General features: G+C 71.0%; 6 protein-coding genes. All 6 read left to right on the forward strand.

All coding sequences use genetic code 11. The annotated features are described in order from the left end of the window. Positions 1–147 precede the first annotated feature (147 nt). Genes ACIGXJ_RS18815 through ACIGXJ_RS18840 form a run of 6 tightly spaced genes read left to right on the forward strand, consistent with a single transcriptional unit; the run spans position 148 to position 20843 of the window. The gene (locus ACIGXJ_RS18815) at positions 148–7761 is read left to right on the forward strand and encodes a SpvB/TcaC N-terminal domain-containing protein (RefSeq protein ID WP_399646415.1); all 7614 of its coding nucleotides are present in this window, start codon (positions 148–150) and stop codon (positions 7759–7761) included. Between the two features lie 49 nt (positions 7762–7810). Beyond that, a complete protein-coding gene (locus ACIGXJ_RS18820; RefSeq protein ID WP_399646418.1) occupies positions 7811–8569 on the forward strand; it encodes a hypothetical protein in 759 nt (252 codons plus the stop codon). Next, on the forward strand, positions 8566–9486 hold the full coding sequence (locus ACIGXJ_RS18825) for a RimK family alpha-L-glutamate ligase (RefSeq protein ID WP_399646420.1): 921 nt from the start codon (positions 8566–8568) through the stop codon (positions 9484–9486). Before ACIGXJ_RS18820 ends, ACIGXJ_RS18825 begins: the two co-directional genes overlap by 4 nt. Then, positions 9486–10976: a hypothetical protein gene (locus tag ACIGXJ_RS18830; protein WP_399646423.1), complete on the forward strand. Its 1491-nt coding sequence runs from the start codon at positions 9486–9488 to the stop codon at positions 10974–10976. Before ACIGXJ_RS18825 ends, ACIGXJ_RS18830 begins: the two co-directional genes overlap by 1 nt. Continuing rightward, a complete protein-coding gene (locus ACIGXJ_RS18835) occupies positions 10973–17506 on the forward strand; it encodes a neuraminidase-like domain-containing protein (RefSeq protein WP_399646427.1) in 6534 nt (2177 codons plus the stop codon). The genes ACIGXJ_RS18830 and ACIGXJ_RS18835 overlap by 4 nt, the downstream gene beginning before the upstream one ends. Then, positions 17499–20843 (forward strand): hypothetical protein, encoded by a 3345-nt coding sequence (locus ACIGXJ_RS18840; RefSeq protein WP_399646430.1) that lies wholly within the window; start codon positions 17499–17501, stop codon positions 20841–20843. Before ACIGXJ_RS18835 ends, ACIGXJ_RS18840 begins: the two co-directional genes overlap by 8 nt. Positions 20844–20936 lie beyond the last annotated feature (93 nt).

Genomic DNA, 20936 nt, shown 5'->3' on the forward strand with positions numbered 1-20936 from the left:
GCGTCCCGGTTCCGCAACCCGGCCCGGGTTGTAATGGTGCCTATGGCCCGCAGCCCGCAGGGGCGAGGAGGCGCGATGGAGCCGACAGCAGCACCACGAGACCGGGCGCACGACGAAGGTGATCGCCGGCCGGCCACAGCGCCCTCGGTGTCGCTGCCCAAGGGCGGGGGCGCGCTGCGAGGCATCGGGGAGACGTTCGGGGTCGCCGCGGCGACGGGGACAGCCGGTCTGCAGATCCCCGTGCCGGCTCCGCAAGGCCGTTCCGGGTTCGGCCCGTCGCTGACGTTGAGCTATGACTCGGGCGCGGGCAACGGGCCGTTCGGACTGGGCTGGAGCCTGGGCCTGCCCACGGTGACCCGCAAGACCGACAAGGGCCTGCCGCGCTACCTCGACAGCGAGGAGTCGGACACGTTCCTGCTGTCGGGGTCCGAGGACCTCGTGCCGGTGCTCGACGAGGGCCCCGACGGGCAGTGGCAGCGCCGGACGCTGCCCGCCCAGGTCGAGGACGGCCGCACCTACGAGGTGCGGCGCTACCGGCCCCGGGTCGAAGGGACCTTCGCCCGTATCGAGCGGTGGACGGACAAGGACGACGCCACCACGCACTGGCGCTCGATCAGCGGTGACAACGTCACCACCCTGTACGGAGCCGACGACGAATCCCGCGTCCAGGACCCCGCCGCACCGCCCGGGGGACCCCGTGTCTTCGCCTGGCTCATCAGTGAGTCGCGCGACGACAAGGGCAACGTCATCCGGTACCGGTACGCACGGGAGGACGACACCGGCATCGACGCGCTCGCCGCACACGAGCGGCATCGCACCTCCGGGACCCGCGGCACGCAGCGCTACCTCAAACGCGTCCTGTACGGCAACCGCACCGGCGGTCCGGCCGGGACCCCGCCCGGATCCGACCCGTGGATGTTCGAGGTCGTCCTCGACTACGGCGACCACGACCCGGACGAGCCCACCCCGGCCGGCGCCGCATGGACGTGCCGCCGCGACCCCTTCTCCACGCACCGCCCCGGATTCGAGGTGCGCACCTATCGGCTGTGCCGGCGCTTCCTGGTCTTCCACCACTTCCCCGACGAGCCCACCGCCGGCCGCGCCTGCCTGGTGCGCTCGCTGGACCTGGCCTACGACGAGAACCCGGTCGCGTCGCTGCTGGTGTCGGCCACGCCCCGCGGCTACCGGCGGACCGGCGGCGGCCTGACGAGTCGTTCCCTGCCGCCACTCGAACTCGGCTACAGCCCGACGTCGTTGGGCGAGTCCGGCGAGGTCCGCACGCTCGACGGGCCGGTCGCGGGGCTGGCGGTCGGCACCGAGGGCTCGGCCGCCCACTGGGCGGACCTGGACGGAGAGGGAATCCCCGGTGTCCTCGCCACCACCGCGGACGGCTGGCGCTATGCCGCCAATCGCGGCGGTGGCGAGATCGGCGCCCCCCGGCTGCAGGCCACGGTTCCCACGGTCGCGCAGCCGGACGAGGCCGGTCAGCTCCTCGACCTCGCCGGTGACGGCCGCCTCGACCTCGTCGCGTTCTCGGGAAGCACGCCCGGCTTCTTCAAACGCACGGACCGGCACGGCTGGGCGCCGTTCCGGAGGTTCGAGCACCTTCCCAACGTGCCCTGGAGCGACGGGAGCCTGCGCTTCACCGACCTCGTCGGCGACGGCCGCGCCGACCTGATGGTCGGCGAGGGCGACGCCCTGACCTGGTACCCGTCGATGGGGGAGGGCGGCTTCGGTCCGGCGAGGCGGGTGCCGGCCGGGTTCCGGGACGGCCAGGGGCCCGCGCCGGTCGCCGCCGGCACCGAGCACGCGGTCTTCCTGGCGGACATGTCCGGGGACGGGCTGCCCGACCTCGTGCGGGTAGGCCACGACGAGGTCTGCTACCGGCCCAATCTGGGCTACGGCCGCTTCGGTGCCGCGGTCCGCATGGACGACCCTCCGCTCCTCGACACACCGGACCTCTTCGACCCGCGCCGCGTGCTGCTCGCCGACCTCGACGGTGCCGGCCCGCACGACCTGCTCTACCTGGGCGCCTCCGGCCTGCGTGTGTACGTCAACCAGTCCGGCAACCGCTGGGACTCGGCGGTGCCCGTGGTCCTGCCGGACTTCCCGACCAGGGAACACCCCACCACCGTGGACCTGTTGGGCACCGGGACGCCCTGCCTGGTGTGGGCGTCCTCCTTGCCCACCGAGGCGCGGACGTCGGTGCGCTATCTGGAGCTCATGCCCCGCGGCAAGCCCCACCTGCTCACCGGCATCCGCAACAACCTCGGCGCGGAGACCGTGATCGGCTACTCCACGTCCACCGCGTTCCGGCTCGCCGACGAGGCCGCGGGACGGCCCTGGGCGACACGGCTGCCCTTCCCCGTGCACGTGGTCGACCGCGTCGACACGGTCGACCATGTCAGCCGCAACCGCTTCACGACGCGCTACGCCTACCACCACGGCTACTTCGACAGTGCGGAGCGCGAATTCCGCGGCTTCGCACGGGTCGACCAGTGGGACACCGCGCAGTTCGCCGCGCTGACCGACAGCACGGATGCGCCCGTGTCCCTGCCCGATCCGGTGAACCTTGCCGCCGCCTCGCACTCGCCGCCGGTCCGAGTCACGACCTGGTACCACACCGGCGCCTTCACCGACGCGGGCGACATCTCCCTCGCGCTGGCCGACGAGTACTACCGTGAGGGCGCCGTTGGCGGACCGGACCTGCTGCGCCCCGACCAGCCGCCACCACCGCGGCGCCGAGCGGCCGACGGCACGACGACACCCTGGCGGCTCACCCCGGACGAAGCGCGCGAGGTCCAGCGGGCCATGCGAGGCTCCGTGCTGCGGCAGGAGGTCTACGCCGAGGACGGCACCGACGCCGCCCCACGGCCGTACTCCGTCGAGGAACACAGCTACGGCATCGAGGTGGTCCAGCCGTCCGGACCGAACCGGCACGCGGTGTTCATGCGGCACACGCGCGAAACGGTCACCTTGCACTACGAGCGGACCGTCCAGCAGTCGGGCGGATCCACCGTCGCCGATCCACGCATCGTGCACGAACTCGTTCTGGCCGTCGACCCGTTCGGGAACACGCTGCGGTCCGCGTCTATCGCGTACGGGCGACGGCACCGCGATGCCGACCCCCGCCTCACCGACGCCGACCACGCCTCGCAGCGCCGCGGCCACGTCCAGATCACCGAGAACGCCTACACCGCGCACATCGACACCGCCGGCACCTGGCGTACACCGCTGCTGTGCGAAGCACGCACCTACCAGCTGCACGGGTTCGCCCTTCCCGCTCCCGACTCCGCAGCGCCCCTCGTCGAACCGGACAACCTCGCCCGTGTCGTCGCCGCGCTGGCGGACGGGCACGCCGACCTGCCCTACACCGACGTCGACGGCGAGGGCGCCGCCACGGGCCCGCACCGGCGTCTGATCGAACACCACCGCACCCTGTTCCGCCGCGACGATCTGTCCGGGACCGAACCCCTCGGACGCACCGGCGCGCTCGCACTGCCCCACGCGCACTACCGGCTGGCCCTCACCCCCGACGTCCTGGCCGCCGTCTACCGGCGGGACGGAGATCCGCTGTTGAGCGACCCGGCAGCCGTCCTGACCGCGGCGGGCTACCGCGACACCGCCGCGTTGGAGGGACCCGGCGGATTCCCCGCCACGGACCCGCCGGGCCTTTGGTGGGAGCCCTCCGGGACCATCAGCTACGCGTCCACCGAGGACGACGACGAACTGGGCGAGGCACGGCGGCACTTCTTCGTCCCCCGGCGGTTCCGTGACCCCTTCGGCTCGGTGACCACCGTCGCCTACGACCCCGACGACCTGCTGGTCCGCGAAACCGTCGACGCGCTCGGTAACCGCACCACCGTGGGCGAACGGCGCCCCGACGGCGTCGTGTGGCGCAACGACTACCGGGTGCTCGCGCCCACCCTGGTCACCGACACCAACGGCAACCGCGAAGCGGTGGCCTTCGACGTCCTCGGCGTGGTCGTCGGCACCGCGGTCATGGGCAGGATCGACAGCGCCGGGGACGACGAGCAGGTCGGGGACACACTGGACGGCTTCGAACCCGATCTCCCGGACGACGTGACCGAGCGCCACCTCCTGCACCCCGCCGCCGCGCCGCTGGACATCCTCGGCCAGGCCACCACCCGGCTGGTGTACGACATCGACGCCTACCGCCGGGCCGCGCTCGAACACGGCGCAGACCCACCCCCGACGGGTCCGCCCGTGGCAGTGCTCACCCTGGCACGCGAACGGCACAGCCGGGGACCGGACGCCGTCCCGCTGCCACGCGTCCAGGCATCGCTCACCTACTCCGACGGTTTCGGCCGTGAGATCATGCGCAAGCACCAGGCGGCACCCGGGGCCGACGGGACGCCCCGCTGGGTGAGCAGCGGCTGGACCGTCTTCGACAACAAGGGCCGCCCGGTACGGCAGTTCGAGCCGTTCTTCAGCGACACGCCGGAGTTCGAGACCGACTTCGCGCACGGCGTCAGCCCGGTCATCTGCCGCGACCCGCTCGGCCGCGTCGTCGCCACCCTCCATCCCGACCACACCTGGCAGAAGATCGCGTTCACGCCGTGGGGACAGACCACGTGGGACGCCGGCGACACCTCCATGGTCGACGACCCGGCCGCCGACCCCCATGCGGGCCCTCACTTCGCGCGGCTGCCGGCACACACCTACCTGCCCACCTGGCGTGCCGCCCGGCTGGCCGAACCCACAGGACCCGCACACGAGGCGGCCCGCCAGGCCGAGGTGTACGCGGATACCCCGACCACGGCGTTCTTCGACGCGCTGGGGCGCCCCTTCCTCACCGTCACCGTCAACCGCGCCTTGCTGGACGGGACTTCGACGACGGAACAGCATCCGCTGCGTGTGGACCGGGACATCGAGGGCAACGAACGCGCCGTCCACGACCAACTCGGCCGGCCGGCCTGCGTCTACGCGTACGACCTGCTCGGGCACCGCGTCCACGAACGGCACGTGGACTCCGGCGACCGCTGGACCCTCCTCGGCGTCGACGAGCTACCGCTGCGCACCTGGAACAGCCGGCACGACGACACGCGCACCGAGTACGACCTGCTGCGCCGCCCCGTCGGGACCTTTCTGCGCCGGGCGGGGCAGGCCGCCGAGATCCGGATCGGGCGGTCCACGTACGGCGACGACCCCGGCCATCCAGGAGGCGCGGCAGCGGCGGCCGAGGGCAATCTGCGCGGCCGGCTCTTCGAGTCGTTCGACGGGTCCGGGGTCACCACCACCCTCCGCTACGACCTCGGCGGCCGCCCCGAGCACAGCGAGTTCCGCACGGCCGCCGCGTACCGCGACCCGCCCGACTGGTCGCTGCCCCCGCAACTGGACGGGCCCGCGCTGTCCACCTCGACCCGGCACGACGCGCTCGGCCGCCCCCTCAGCCGCATCCTCCCCGACGGCTCGCGGCTCACCTTCGAGTACGACGACGGCGGACTGCTGCGGTCGGTGACGGGCGGGGTGCGGGGCGCCGAAGCGACGGCCTTCGTGACAGACATCGGCTACGACGCCAAGGGCCGCCGCACGCACATCGCGCTCGGCAACGGCGTGCGCACCGCCCACACCTATGACCCGCTGACGTTCCGGCTGGCCACCTCGCGCACCACCCGCGGCACCGGCTTTCCCGACGACTGCCCGCAGCCGGGAGCCCTGCCGTGCGGGATCCAGAACCTGACCTACACCTACGACCCGGTCGGCAACATCACGCACATCCGCGACGACGCCCAGCAGACCGTCTTCTTCCGCAACCAGCGCATCGCGCCCTCGCGCGCCTTCGTGTACGACGCGGTGTACCGCCTCGTCGAGGGGACCGGCAGGGAGCACCTGGGCCGGACCGGAGGGCGGCTCGACGCGCCCGTCCCCACCGACTGGAAGGAAGCCTCCCGTACCGGTGTGATCCACCCAGGTGACGGCTCCGCCCTGGGCGCCTACCGCCAGCGCTTCCACTACGACCCGGTCGGCAATCTCAGCTCGGTCCGGCACTCGGTACCGGAAGCAGCCGGCCGGTCCGGATGGACGCGCGACTATCTCTACGAGCCGGGCACCAACCGCCTCGCCTCGACGACCACCGGGGCGACCGTCGAGGAATTCGCCCACGATGCGCACGGCAACATGACCCGGATGCCTCACCTGTCCGTGGCGCGCTGGAACCACCACGACCAACTCGCGTCCGTGGCGACCCAGTTCACCAACCAGGGGACACCCGAGACGACCTACTACGTGTACGACGCCACCGGCCGCCGCACCCGCAAGGTCACCGAGAGCTTCGCGGCCGAGGGCGCCTCCCCGGTGCGGACGAAGGAGCGCATCTACCTCGAGGACACGGAGATCTACCGGGAGTACGGCCCCGACGGGACGACGGTCACCCTCGAACGCGAGACCCTCCACATCATGGACGACACCCAGCGCGTCGCGCTGGTGGAGACCCGCACGATCGGCGCGGACCGCGCTCCGGCCCAGCTGGTGCGTTACCAGCTGGCCGACCACCTGGACTCGTCGGCGGTCGAACTGGACGAACGCGCGCGGGTGATCTCGTACGAGGAGTACCACCCCTACGGCACCACGGCCTACCAGGCGGTCGGCGCCGGTATCGAGGCACCGAAGCGCTACCGATTCGCCGGCCGGGAACGTGACGAGGAGTCGGGCCTCACCTACTGCGGGGCTCGGCACTACGCGTCCTGGCTGGGGCGGTGGACGAGCTGCGATCCGGCCGGGCTCACCGACGGACTCGGTCCCTATACCTACGGCCGCGGCGACCCGGTGGGCCACACGGATCCGGACGGCATGGCGAGCAAGAAGATCCGGCACAAGATCAACGACGTGGTCCAGTACGGCAAGAAGCTCGTCGACCGCCATCTGATCGGCAAGAACGTACAGAAGGACCACGTGATCTCCCAGGGAAAGATGCGCCTGATGCGCACCGACCCGAAGGGCCGCGTCCACTACGACCCGAAGAAGGACCCCACGGTGGTGGTCGAGACGGGAAAGGCGACCCCGAAGTCCGCGGCCAAGGCGCACACCAAGAAGACCTTTCACGATCCGCAGTCCGACGTGAAGGAGCTGAACCGCCTGAAGAAGGAGGGGATGACGCACTTCACCACCGACATCGTCGACCCCAGCCGTCAGGCGGCGGTGCGTTCAGGGATGAAGCCGACCGCGGTCGACGAGGCCGTACGGGGCCAGCTCGACGAACTGCACAGCTCCCAGTCGCTCAAGGAGACGGCGAAGGAGCTGCGGGACCTGGAGGCCGCGGCCAAGAAGGAGCAGGCCGCGAAGAAGGCGCTGCTCGCGGGCAAGGAGGCCGGGGTCGTCGAGGGCAAGGAACTGCTCAGCACCGGAACCAAGGGACTGCTGAAGGCCGGAGGCAAGAAGGTGCTCAAGTACACCCCGGTCGTCGGCATCGCGGTCGGGATCGTCCTCGTCGCCAACGACGCCAAGGCGGGAGACCTGAAGTCCGCCGCGTGGGACGCGGCCGAAGCCGTTCCCGTGGTGGGCGACGTGGTCGGAGCCGGCCACATGGGCATGGAGACGGGGGAGGCGGCGAACAACCTGCTCGGCATCGACCAGGTCGCCGCAGAACACGGCGAGAGCGTCCGCCAGGGCGTCAAGAAGCTGACCGGATGGGACGGCACGGCACTCGTCGCCGGCGGGGTCGTCGCCGGAGTGAGCGCGATCACCGTGGCACCGGGGCTCGCTCTCGGGCGCACCCTCGGCGGCTGGATCAAGAAGTGAGCGGCGCGAGCGCGCGCCGCGCCCTCTGGATGAGGAGTGAGGTCGTTTCATGATCCTCGTGGTTGCCTCGCGCCGCGACGCCGGAGCGCGCCGCCTGGTGCGCAGCTGGGGTCCGGAGGCCCGCCTGCTCACCCCCGACGACCTGTCCAGTCCCGGCTGGAGCGTCCGCACGGAGGATCCGCGGTCCTCACGGGCGGTCGTCCAGGGCGAGGTGGTCACCGCCGGTGAGATCACCGGTGTGGTGACGCGCCTGCCCGCGGTGACCTCCCAAGAGGTACGCAGGATCCATCCCGACGACCGCGACTACGCCGCCAGCGAGATGACGGCGTTCCTCCACTACTGGCTGTCCGCGCTGCCGTGCCCGGTGCTCAACCGGCCCGGCCCGACCGGGTTGTGCGGTCCGGGCTGGAGAAGCGAGCAGTGGTCCCTGACCGCACGCCGCCTGGGCATCCCGGTCCGCGCCGTCCGCCGCGAGGTGCCGCAGTACCAGGGCGCCGCCTCCGCGCAGGCAGGTTCGCACGAGGCACCGGGCGACCGAACCCGGTTGCAGGTCACCGTGATCGGCGGCCTGTGTGTCGGCGGGGACGACCACCATCTGGCCGAGGCCTCCCGGGCTCTGGCCGCGGCGGCCGATGTCCCGCTGCTCACGGTGTTCTTCGAGGCGGACGGCTCCCAGGTGCGGTTCGTCGACGCCCATCCGTGGACCAACGCCTTCGACCCCCGCGTGACCGAAGCCCTGCGCGACCACCTCGACCGCGCCCGGAGCGCCTCGGAGCGCCGTTCCCACCGAAGGGACCAGACGTCGTGATTCTGTTGTGGGGGCTGCTCCAGGACATGCCACTGGCACGGGTGCGCACCGCGCTGCGAAACCTCGGTGCCTCCGTGCTGTTCGTCGACCAACGGGCCGTACTGGACTCCGGCATCCGCGTCGAGGTCGACGACGGCGTCCACGGCGCGATCACCGTGGGAGACACGGTGGTCGACCTGGCGGACGTCACGGCGGCCTACGTGCGCCCGTACGACTCCTGGCGCATCGGAGCGGTGGCCCGTGCGGGGCGGGACAGCGGCGAGCGCCGGCACGCCGCCGCGTTCGACGACAGTCTGTGGCTGTGGTGCGAGCTGACCGACGCAACGATCCTGAACCGGCCGAGTCGCATGGCCGGAAACGGCTGCAAACCGGGGCAGGCGGCCGTCATCCGGACCCATGGATTCAGCGTTCCCGACACGCTCATCACCACGGACGCCGAATCGGCCCGTGCCTTCGCCGCCCGGCACGACAACGTCGTCTACAAGTCGGTGAGCGGAGTACGCAGCATCGTCACGCAGTTGAGGCCGGACGACGACAGACTCGACGATCTCGCCTGGTGCCCGACGCAGTTCCAGGAGCATGTGCCGGGCGTCGACTACCGGGTGCACATCGTGGGTGAGGACGTCTTCTGCTCACGCGTCGAGTCCGGGGCCGACGACTACCGCTACGCGGTCCGGCAGGGCGACAAGGTGTCGGTCGTGCCCGCCTGCCTGCCCGACGACCTGCCCGAGCGGTGCCGGCGTCTGGCCGCAGGCCTCGGCCTCCCGCTGGCGGGCATCGATCTGCGGCTGACCCCCCAGGGTGACTGGTACTGCTTCGAGGTCAACCCCTCACCCGCGTTCACGTTCTACGACCGCGACGGCCTGGGCATCGGCGATGCCGTCGCGCGGCTGCTCCACGAGGCGGAGGTCGCCTGATGGCCCAACCCACCATCCCGCCCCGGCTCCTCGGACCCAGGATGGCCGTCTGGGGGTACTTCCCCTTCGACGGCCGGTTGATCGACGTCCAGGGCACCCACGCCGACTGGGACTGGGCGATGAAGCAGTGGGACCGTGTCGCACAGGCGGGCGCGGCCGTCCGGCTGGTCGTCGCCGACCAGCCCTACAGCCGCCTGGACCTGCAGACATCCGTCGGAGCGGGCAGGCGCGACGAGGCCCGCGCCAAGTTCGACGCGTGCAGGGACGCCGAACAGCTCGTGTTCGGACGCGTCTACGTCGCCGGCGGCAAGCTCGGCCTGGGCGCTGTGGGAACGCAGCTGGACGACCCGCTCAGGCCGGGACGCCAGGTTCCGGCCGTGGCGGACCAGATCGACGCCTGGCGTCGGCTCTACGGCGACCGGATCGCCGGAATCTACCTGGATTCGGGGCCGGCCGACTGCACCGACCCGGCCGTCCCCGGAAGCGTGCCCGGCATCCCGGAGAACTACGCGGCCTACGGGCGGGCCGTCCGCCAGCTCGGCTACTTCCTCTTCGTCCAGGCAGCGCAGTATCCGGACAGTCAGCCGAGCCAGTGGTTGCGGTCCCTGCAGGCCGACTTCCTCACGCTGTGGGAGGCAGGCGTCCTGCCGTACCGCTCCAAGTTCCAGGCGCGCGACGCCTGCCGTCCCGAACAGAGTCCGGGCGTGCCCGGCTGGTGGGATCCGGGGCCTGCTCTGAGGTGGCGCACGGTGCATGTGGTCAACGACTGCCGCGACGCGGAGACGATGCGGTCGGTCGCCGAACTCGCGGTCGGCGAGCGGAATGCGCGGACGGTGTGGATCACCAGGTCGCGCCAGGACCCCAACCTGGGAGCGGTGTTCGACGTCCTGCCCCCTTACTGGGAGGACGAGGTCGGCTTCTTCCGTGCCTTCCTGCTCCAGGAGGAGAAGGAGGCCAAGGACACGAAGGACGACAAGGAGAACAAGGAGGCGAAGGACAGCAAGGACGACAAGGAGCAGAAGGACGACAAGGACGACAAGGAGCAGAAGGACGACAAGGATGCGAAGGACGAGAAGGAGGCGAAGGACAGCAAGGACGACAAGGACGCGAAGGACGGCAAGGACGACTCGGACAAGTTCACGAAAGACGACAAAGACGTCAAGGATGAGAAGGAGACCAAGGAGGAGAAGGACGGCAAGGACGACAAGGACGATCGCGACACGCCCACCGAGAAGCAGCTGAAGGACGGGAAAGACTTCCAGGACAAGCAGGACAAGGACCTCCTGAAGATCGAGAAGGACTTCGAGTCGCGGTTCGGGGACGCCTCCGTGTTCCGTGACGTGGCCGAGTTCCTGGAAGAGGATCCGGCCGCCGACGCCGAGGCCGACGAGGCCCTGCCGCTCGGGCGGACCTTCATCCGCCCCGCCGAGCGTCCCGAAGTGGGCGCCGGCATCGTCGCCGACCCCGCAGAGCCTGAGGAGAGGCCATGAATTCCCCTGACCCGGCGGCGCCGGCCGCACAGCGTGCCGTGGTCGAGGGCCGCTTGTTCGCCTCCGGCCGCACCGGTGCGGCCGGGCTCTTCGTGGAGATCGTCGACTGCCTCGTCGGACAGGACGTCCGCGTCGGCTCCACCCTCACCGAGGCAGGCGGTGCCTTCCGGGCCGAGATCGACCCAGGGGCTCGACAGGTGCCGGACCTCCAGGCACGGGTGTGGACCGGCGACGACGACACCGCCGTGTTCGTGGGCGAGTCCACGGTGGCCTACGGGGCCACGGCGTCGCCGGTGCGGCTCGATGTCGAGGTGCAACCGGACTCGACGGCACTGGAGAGCGAGTACGAGGCCCTGGAACGTGCCGTGCAGCCGTTCGTCGGCGGCCGCCTCGGCGCTGTCGAGGAGTCGGACAGCCGGGAGGACGTGACCCACCTGGCGAACCGGACGGGATGGGACGCACGCGCGGTGGCCATGGCGGCGCAGGCCGACCGGCTGGCCCAGGAGTGCGGGAACACCATCGCGGCACCGTTCTTCTACGCCCTGCTCCGCGCGGGCCTGCCGGCCTCGGCCGAGGTCCTGTACCGGACCGCGATCGTGAAGGTCGAGGCCGTGTGGCGCGAGGCCACCGAGCGGGGAGTCGTGCCCCGCAGCGCCGAAGCCGGCATCCCCTCGGCGCTGGAGGCGTTCGCCGAGCTGTCGGTCGATCGGCTGCTGCAGGCCGACCCCGTCGGCGACCTGCTCGACCGCACGTTCCCGGCGGACGAGGAGAACAAGCGCGTCTTCGCCAGGCTCCAGGTCGCCATGCCGGAGGGCGGGGAGCCCTTCTGGGAGCGGGTGGAGGCCTCCTTCGGCGCGGAGCGGCGCGGGCGGCTGCAGCTCGACGGGCGGCTCAGTGTGCTCACCCTGAACAACGCGGCGCTGGTCAAGGCACTGCACCAGGCGGAGGAGCGGCATCCCGAAGGTCCGCTGACGGCCACCGAGGACCTGGCCCGGCGCTCGTACTTCCGCCCGGAGCGCTGGCTGGACCTGCTCGGCGACAGTGTTCCGGACGACGTCCCCGGCGCGGAGCCGGACGAACGCAGGGACCGCTACGCGGAGTTCCTGGCCGCGCAGGTCCGACTGTGCTTCCCCACCGCCGTGACGGCGGCACGTGTCGCGGCAGGCGACCTGCCGGTGGCCGCGGAGTCCGACGTCCAGGACGGCGTCGCCGGGTTCCTCACCGCGCACGTGGGGCGGTTCGAACTGGGCGTGGAACCCGTCGAGCGGTTCCTCGCCCGGGCCGGCGACGTGGCGGCCCCCGAACGACCGGAGACCCTCGAAGCGATCAAACGACTGCAACGCGTATACCAGCTGACGCCCGACGACGACGCACTCGCCGTTCTGCTCGCCAACGGCCTGGACTCCGCGACCAAGATCGCAGGACTGCGGGAGAGCGAGTTCGTCGCGGCACGCGCCGGTGACCTGGGGGAGTCCGACGCCCGTGCCGTCCACGCACGGGCCGTGCAGATCTCCGACGCGGTGGCCAACATCGCGGTCGGCTTCCTGGCCGCGCGCAGAGCCCCCTCGCTCGGATTCGACACGCCGATCGTCGAGGCCCTGGACACCTCGGACGCGGCCGCGGGCGTGGTCGCCACGCCCACGCTCGAGGGGCTGTTCGGTTCGCTCAACGTCGCGTCCTGCGAGCAGTGCGAGTCCATTCTGAGCCCGGCGGCGTACCTGGTCGACCTGCTGCACTTCATCGATCTGCCCGACGCGGTCACCAACCCGCTCGACGTCTTCCTCGCACGCCGTCCCGACATCGGGCATCTGCCGTTGAGCTGCGAGAACACCGACTCCGTCCTGCCGCACATCGACCTGGTGAACGAAACGCTGGAGCATTTCGTCGCGCACAGGCTTTCGCTCCAGGGCTTCGTGGGCCACAGCACGCCCGCCGACCGGGAACCAGACGAACTCCTGGCGCAGTCGGAGTTCGTCGACGACAACGCCTACGAGCCGCTGCGCGCGGCGCTGTTCCCGTCGCCGCTGCCCTTCCACCACCACCTGGAGACCCTGCGGGCACTGTTCACCCGCCTGGGCGTCCCCTTGGCGGACGTCATGCTCGCGCTGCGCAAGAACGACGAGCAGGTGAACGAGAACAGCTACGGTCTGCGCGACATCGCGCACGAGCAGGCCGGCGTCTCCCCGCCCGAGGCGCAGCTGCTGACCGACAGTTCGGTCCCGCTGCCCAAGCTGCTCGGCTACCCGGACGGCACCCCGGATGCGCAGATCCTCCAGGACCTGTCCTCGGTACGGACCTGGGCCACCCGCCTCGGCCTGACGTACAGCGAAGTCCTCAGAATTCTCGGCAGCAGATTCGTCAACCCGGGCGTCACGCTCAAACCGCGCGTCGCCCGCCTCGGCGTCTCCTTCGCCGACCTTCAGCGGCTCAAGAGCGGCACGCTGTCCGGCGCGGCGTTCGACGCCATGCTCCCGACCGACCTGGACCGCAGCGCGTACGGCGGCGACGTGGCGGCGTGGGCCACCGACGACACCAACCACCGGCGGATCATGCAACTGCTCGTCACCGTCCCGCCCCCGCCTCCGGACGGCGCGTCGAGCGGAGAGGCCACGCCGGCCTTCGACGAGTTCCTGGTGCGCCACGCCGACCCCGACGCCGCGCGCGCGGCACTGCAGCCCATCGACGCCGTACGCCTCGTACGTTTCGTGCGGTTGTGGCGCAAACTCGGCTGGACGATCGAGCAGACCGACAGTGCCCTCGCGGCGCTGTTCCCCGACGAGGCGGACGAGCAGACCCCGGCCGGGCTGGACGCCGGCGTGCTGACGGTCCTGGACCGCCTGGGCACCGTCGTGTCGGTGATGAGGCGGTACGCACTCGACCCCGACGACCAGCTGCAGCACCTGCTCGCCTGCTGGGCCGACCTCGAGACGTACGGCCCGGACGCGCTCTACCGCAAGCTGTTCCCGGCAGGCGGGGCCGACCCCGGGGTGTTCGGCGACAACGGGTTCGGAGAGGTCCTGAACGAGCCCGGACAGACGTTGCTCCCCCAGGCGGACGCGCTGCGGGCCGCGTTCAACCTGCCAGCGGACGACTTCACGGTCCTGGTCGACGAGCTGGGCTTCGACGAGGCCACCCCGCTCTCCCTGGCGACCGTGAGCGCCGCGCATCGGCGGGCCTGGCTCGGGCGGCTGCTCGGACTGGGACAGCGCGAGCTCGCCCACCTGCTCCGGCTGACCGGCATCGACCCCTTCAGCTGGAAGGCGAGCCCCCGCCCCGGGATGACCGAACTGCTCGACCGCATGGACACGCTCGCCGCGGTGGGCACCACCCCGGCAGCGGTCGTCGCGGCGCTCGGGCCGCCCGAGGCCCCCGCGGAAGCATCTCAGCCGGACGAGCCGGCTCTCGCACTGCTGCGCGACCTCCGTGCCCGCCTGATCCTGGTCGACGGTGAGCTGAACACCGACGACGTCGCGTTCGACGACCGGGTGCAGCAGCTTCTCGCCGCCCGGTTCGGGACCGAGGCCGCGCAGGCGTTCACGAGCCTGCTGAGCGGGTCGGCCGCGGTCGAGGTACCCCACCGGCAGGAGGAGGCGGCGCTGCCGGCGGCCGTCGTCGAGGCGTCCGGGTGCCGCATCGCCTACGACGCCGACCGGGGGCGGCTGTCGTACACGGGGCCGCTCGGGGCTGCCACGCGCGACGCCCTGAAGGCCGTAGCGGACTTCGACGCCGACATCGACGCGCTGTTCGCCGCGAGTGAGGACCGGCGTTCCCGGGACGGCGTCTTCGCCCAGGCCGGAGCGCTGATCGAACGCTCCCTCGAACGGAATCCGGACTTCCGGCCGCTGCTGGTCGCCCACCTCACCTCCGCCGACGCTCCGGCCACCCGGCGGCGGACACTGCTGCGCACCGCACTGGGACCCCTGCGTGAGGAACGGTGGCGGACCCAGGCGCTCACAGCGGTCGTGGCGGGCACCGGAACCCCGCTCGCGCTCGCCGAGGCGCTGCTGACCGACGTGCGGGCCCTGCACGCGCCCGGCAGCCCCGACCAGGCGGCACTGGCTGCCGTGCTCAAGGTGGGCGAAACCGGTCTGGAGGCCGTCCCCGGCGACGACGGGTCGACGGTCCACCGCGGCTACGTCGACGTCACGGAGACCGGCCCGTACCGGATGAGGGTGACGGCTGCCGCCGCCACCGCGGTCACACTCACGCTCGACGGAGCCGAGGCGGCCCTGGTCGCCGAGGGGGGCTCCTTCCGCACCCGGGACAGCCTCACCCTGCAGGCGAACAGGCTTCTCGCCGTCACCCTGACGGTCACCGGAGGGGAGAGCGAGCGGCAACCGGCCCTGGAATGGCAGCGCGCCGGGCACGACTGGCAGCCCGTCCCGCCCGCGAAGCTGTACGGGAAGGCCTCGGTCGCGGGACTGACCGAGGTGGTGGCCCGCTGTCTGGCGGCCAGGAACCTGGCCGAGCAGTTCTCGCTCGGCACGGCGGGCATCGCCTGCCTCGCCCGGCTCCAGCGGCTGGCGGTCGACGGTGCGGGCTGGCTCAACGCGCTGCCCGTACACCCGGACGCGCAGGCACCGCCCCTCGGTGACGTCCTGGACGCTCTCCTCGACTTCGCCCGCCTGCGGACGACGCTGAAGCCGGCGGGCGACGACTTGGCGGAGCTCGTCTCACCGGCCGACGACAGCGCGCTCCGGGAGCCGACGCTGCTCCGCGTGACGGGGTGGGACCGCGGCTCCCTGCATGCCCTGCTGGAACACCGAGGACTGAGCGGCGACGACCTGACGGACGTCTCCGTGCTGCGCACGGTGGCCGACGCGATGACGCTCGCCGCCACCCTGGGCACCTCCGTCGCCACCCTGATCCGCGCCGTCACCCCCGACCCCGGCGCCGAGGCCGTGCGGCTCATGCACTCGGCGCTGCGGGCCCGGCACGGATCGGGCTGGCTGGAGGTCCTCAGGTCCGTCAACGACCCGCTGCGCGCCCGGCGCCGCGACGCCCTGGTGACGTTCATCCTGCGCGAGCTGCGCTCCGGGCCGGAGACCGCCCACGTCGACACCCCGGACAAACTGTTCGAGTTCTTCCTGCTGGACGTGCAGCTGGAGCCGTGCATGCGCACCTCACGCGTACGCAACGCCATCTCCGCGGTGCAGCTCTTCGTCGAACGCGTGCTCATGAACCTGGACCCCGAGGTGCCCGCGGCGACGTTCGACTCCTCCCGCTGGAAGTGGATGAAGCGGTATCGGCTGTGGGAGGCCAACCGGCAGGTCTTCCTGTGGCCGGAGAACTGGCTCGAACCCGAGCTGCGCACCGATCAGTCGCCCGCGTTCCGCCAGGCGCTGAGCGAACTGCTGCAGAGCGACATCACCGACGACACCGCGGCCGGCGCGCTGCTCGGCTATCTGTCCCGGCTCGAAGAGGTCGCCAAACTCGAACCGTGTGCCCTCCACTTCGACGAGGGCGACAAGGACTTCGGCGACGAGGTCGCCCATGTGATCGCCCGTACCGCGGGGGCGCAGCGCAAGTACTACTACCGTCGGCGGGCCACCGGTTCGTGGACGGCGTGGGAGCAGATCAACCTCGACATCGAGGACAACCCGGTGACGCCGGTGCTGTGGCGGGGGCGGCTGCTGCTGTTCTGGCTGAAGCTGATGAGCAGCGCCCCACCCGCGCAGCCGATGTCGCCCGCCCTGGCGGGCACCGCCCTGACCGACCTGACGATCGGCCAGGTGCAGGGAGAGGGTACGCAGAACGTCAAGCTCTTCCCGCAGGCCGCCCTGTGCTGGAGCGAGTACTACAACGGGCGGTGGCAGCCGCCGAAGACGTCGGACATCGCGCTGCCCACCGGGTTCGGCAAGTCGTTCGACACCTCGGGTGACGGCGCCTTCCACCGCGACCTGCTCGTCCTCGGCGAGACCCTCGAATCCGACGCCCTGCGGGTGCGGATCTGGGGCCAGGGCAAGGGCAGTTCGTTCCTGTTCTACAACACCCACAGCCTTCCCGAACGGCAGGAGGACCGGGCGCAGGAGCCCTTGGACATCGAGAGCTTCGCGCGCTTCGTCCGCAACATCGACGCATCGGGCCCCACCCTGCGGATCTCCTACATCGGAGCCGTCGAGGGGGAGACCACCCAGGACGTCCTCACCGTGCGCGACGGCTCGGCCTACCGCATCTCCGCACCGTTCCACGTCAGTTACTTCCCGGACGGCGATCAGCAGAGCCTGGTCGAGAACCCGTGGGCGGCGCCGTTCCTGTACAGCGACAGCCGGCACGCCTTCTACGTGACGCCCCACGGCACGAGCGTGCCGTTCGCCGACAGCCCGCGCTTCGGACTGCCCCAGGCGGAGGCGGTCCCGCAGCCCATCCCCAGGGTCCTGACACGGCCGGAGACACCGGCCGAGATCCCCGTGCACTTCCTGATCGACTCGCCCCGCTCCGTCGTCCACGACGACGTGGAGATCGCACCCACCGGGCGGGTCGGCACGCCGACCGCCGAGACCCGCAAGAGGAGGCCGCGCCATGCCTGACCGCGGACGGAGCCGTGGATTCCACGAGCGCAGGGACGGGCGGGTCGGCGACGCCCCCGGGGATCTGCCCGGCAGCGATGTCTCCTACGAGTTCGAGAACTTCTTCCACCCCTACGTGGGTGAACTCATCGAGCGCCTCAACAAGGGGTCGGTGGCGGGCCTGCTCGATCCGGCCTACCAGGAGCAGAAACTCAAGGACCCCGGCTTCTTCGACGCCTTCTACTCTTCGGCCGCGGCAGGCCGGGTGACATCGTTTCCGAAGGACATCGACGTACGTCCCGGGGGACCGTACTCCAACTACAACTGGGAACTGCTCTTCCACGTCCCCCTGTCGATCGCCGTGCACCTGAGCAACAACCAGCGTTTCGCGGAGGCGCAGAGCTGGTTCCACTACGTCTTCGACCCCACGAGCACCGACACCAGCGTCCAAGGCCCCGCCCGCTACTGGAAGTTCCTCGCCTTCCGCCGGGACAGCGAGACCCAGAACATCGTCAAGGCCGTGGCCCTGCTGAGCACCCCCGACGACGAACTGTCCGCCGAGCGCAGGCGGGTCAAGGAAACATTGCTCGAGGGGTACGGCGCCATCAGAAGGTTCCCCTTCGAACCGCACCGAGTCGCAGCCACCCGGACCATCGCCTATCAGTACCACGTGGTGATGAAGTACCTGGACAACCTGATCGCCTGGGGAGACAGCCTCTTCCGCGAGGACACCGCTGAGTCGATCAACGAGGCCACACAGCGCTATGTGCTCGCCTCCCACATCCTCGGCCCCCGGCCGCAGGAACTCCCGGCACAGGGCGAACGCAAAGCCAAGAGCTTTCTGCAACTGCGCGAGGCCCAGCTCCAGGAGATCGGGAACGTTCTGGTAGAGCTGGAGAGCCAGTTCCCGTTCAATCTCGCCCCCGCACCTCCGTCACCGACGCCGGGCAACTCGGAGGCGTCACACGACTGGATCGGCCGCGCCCCGTACTTCTGCGTGCCGCGCAACCAGCGGATGCTGGCTTACTGGGACCGCGTGGCCGACCGGCTCTCCAAGATCCGCAGCTGCATGAGCCTGGACGGGACGGTTCGCCGGCTCGCCCTCTTCGAGCCTGCGATCGAGCCCGGCCTGCTGGTCAAGGCGGCCGCGGCCGGCATCGACACCAGTGCCGTCACCGCCGGACCGGCCAACTCCGCCGGCCCCGTGCGCGGTCATACGTTCCTCCAGTCGGCCCGCGCCCTCTGCGACGACGTACGCGCCCTGGGCGGCGCCCTGCTGGCCGCGCTGGAGAAGGAGGACGCCGAGGCCGTCGCCCTGCTGCGGCAGAGCCACGAGGGGAAGATCCGCCGACGGGCGCAGGACGTGCGCTACCTGGGCTGGCGTCAGGCCCAGGAGGCGACGGACGCCCTGATCCGCAGCCGCAATGCAGCGCTCGAGCGGTACCGCTACCACCTGCGCCTGCTTGGACTCGACCCCAGCCTGGCCCCGTCCGGACCCATGATCGTCCCGCGCCCCCTCAAGCCCGACGACGCGCCGAAACTCACCACCGAACAGGACTTCGAAGAGGCCTACCGGCAGCTGGTCCTGCAATTCGACCAGCCCCTACCCCTCCAGCTCTACCCGCGCCTCAAGCTGGCCGGAGGCGGCCCGACAGCCAGCGCCGGTGCCTCCAGCCACGGCCGGCTGAGCCTGACCGCCAACGAGGACAAGGAGCTGAACGAGCACCTCCCGGCCTCCCGCGACCTGAACCTGGCGTCCTCGGTGCTCGACACCGTCGCCTCCGTGGTCAGGATGATCCCCGACATCGACGTCGACCTGCACTTCTGGGGCCTGGGCCTGCACAGCCAGGTGTTCGGCGGCGTCAAACTGTCGGAGATCAGCAGGATCGCGGCCGGAATCATCCGCACCAAGGCCGCCTGGGAACACGACCAGGCCGGCATGGCGGCCCGCACGGCGGCGTACGAGCGCCGCGCCGACGAGTGGATGCTCCAGAGCAACCTCGCAGCGCACGAACTCATGAACCTGGGACGTCAGGTCCTCGGCGCGGTCATCGCCGAACAGGCCGCCCACCGCGAGTACCTCAACACACGGACCGAGATCACGGAACTCGCCGAGACCGACGCCCTGCTGAAGGGCAAGTACACCAACCGAGAGCTGTACAGCTGGATGCAGGGCGAGCTGACCCGCGTCTACCACGACTCCTACCGCTTCGCGCTCGACGTCGCCCGCAAGGCCGAACTGACGCTCAAACGCGAGCTGATGCAGCCCGACTTCGACGCCGTGCAGTACGTCCGGGGCGACTACTGGAACGCCGGACGCAAGGGCCTGCTCGCGGCCGACGCCCTCAGCCTGGACCTGCGCCGGCTGGAGGTGGCGTACCAGGAGAACCGGCGCCGCGAGTACGAGCTGGTCCGGCACGTCTCCGTCAACCAACTCGACCCGCTGGCGCTGGTGCGCCTGCGCGAGACCGGCACCTGCGAGATCACCGTCCCGGAGTCCTACTTCGATTTCGACTGTCCCGGACACTACATGCGCCGCCTGAGGCATGTGAGCCTGTCCGTCCCCGCGGTCACCGGTCCGTACACCAGCGTGAACTGCACCCTCTCCCTGCTGCGCAGCTCCCTCCGCACGGTGGCCACCGGGGCCGACTACCCGCGCCACACCGACAGCGACGAACGCTTCCAGGACTACACGGGAGCGATCCAGGCCATCGTGACCAGCACCGGCCGGGACGACGACGGAATGTTCCCCTCCGCGGCCTCCGACGACCGTCCCCTGCCCTTCGAGGGCGCCGGAGCCATCAGCGCCTGGCGCATCGAACTCCCCTCCGACTTCCGGCAGTTCGACTACGACACCATCGCCGACGTCGTCCTGCACCTGCGGTACACGGCCCGTGACGGCGGCCAACTGCTGCGCAACCAGGCCGTCGGCCACCTCCGGCAGCAGATCGAGCAGGCGCAGGCCGTCTGCACGGCACGGCTGTTCGCGACCCGGATGGAGTTCCCCAGCGAATGGGCACGCTTCACCGCGGACGACAGCGCCCGCCCCCGGCTGAGCGTCACACTGCGCGAGGAGCACTACCCGTTCTGGTCACACGGGCGTACCCGCGAGACCGTGAGCGTACTGCTCCTGGCCCGCGGGCCGGCGGACGCGGACACCGTCACCGTGCACGCCGGCCCCGAGGAAGCGGCGCCCAAGGACACCCTCAGCCGGGACGACACACTCGGCGGCCTGTTCGTCGGCCGCCTCGACAACGTCCCCCTGCCTTCGACCGTCGGTGAGACAGTCCTCCATTTCGACGCCGGCAAGGTCACCGACCTCTGGCTCATCCTCAGCTGGAAGGCCGGGGCACTCTGACCCGGGTGGTCAGGAGATCGTTCGCTCGGCGACCCGGTGGAAGGTGCCCAGGCCGACGCCGTGAGACTGTCCCCGTCCGACGGTGGCGGGGCG

This window comes from Streptomyces sp. NPDC053367, assembly GCF_044545925.1.
Taxonomy (GTDB): Bacteria; Actinomycetota; Actinomycetes; order Streptomycetales; family Streptomycetaceae; genus Streptomyces.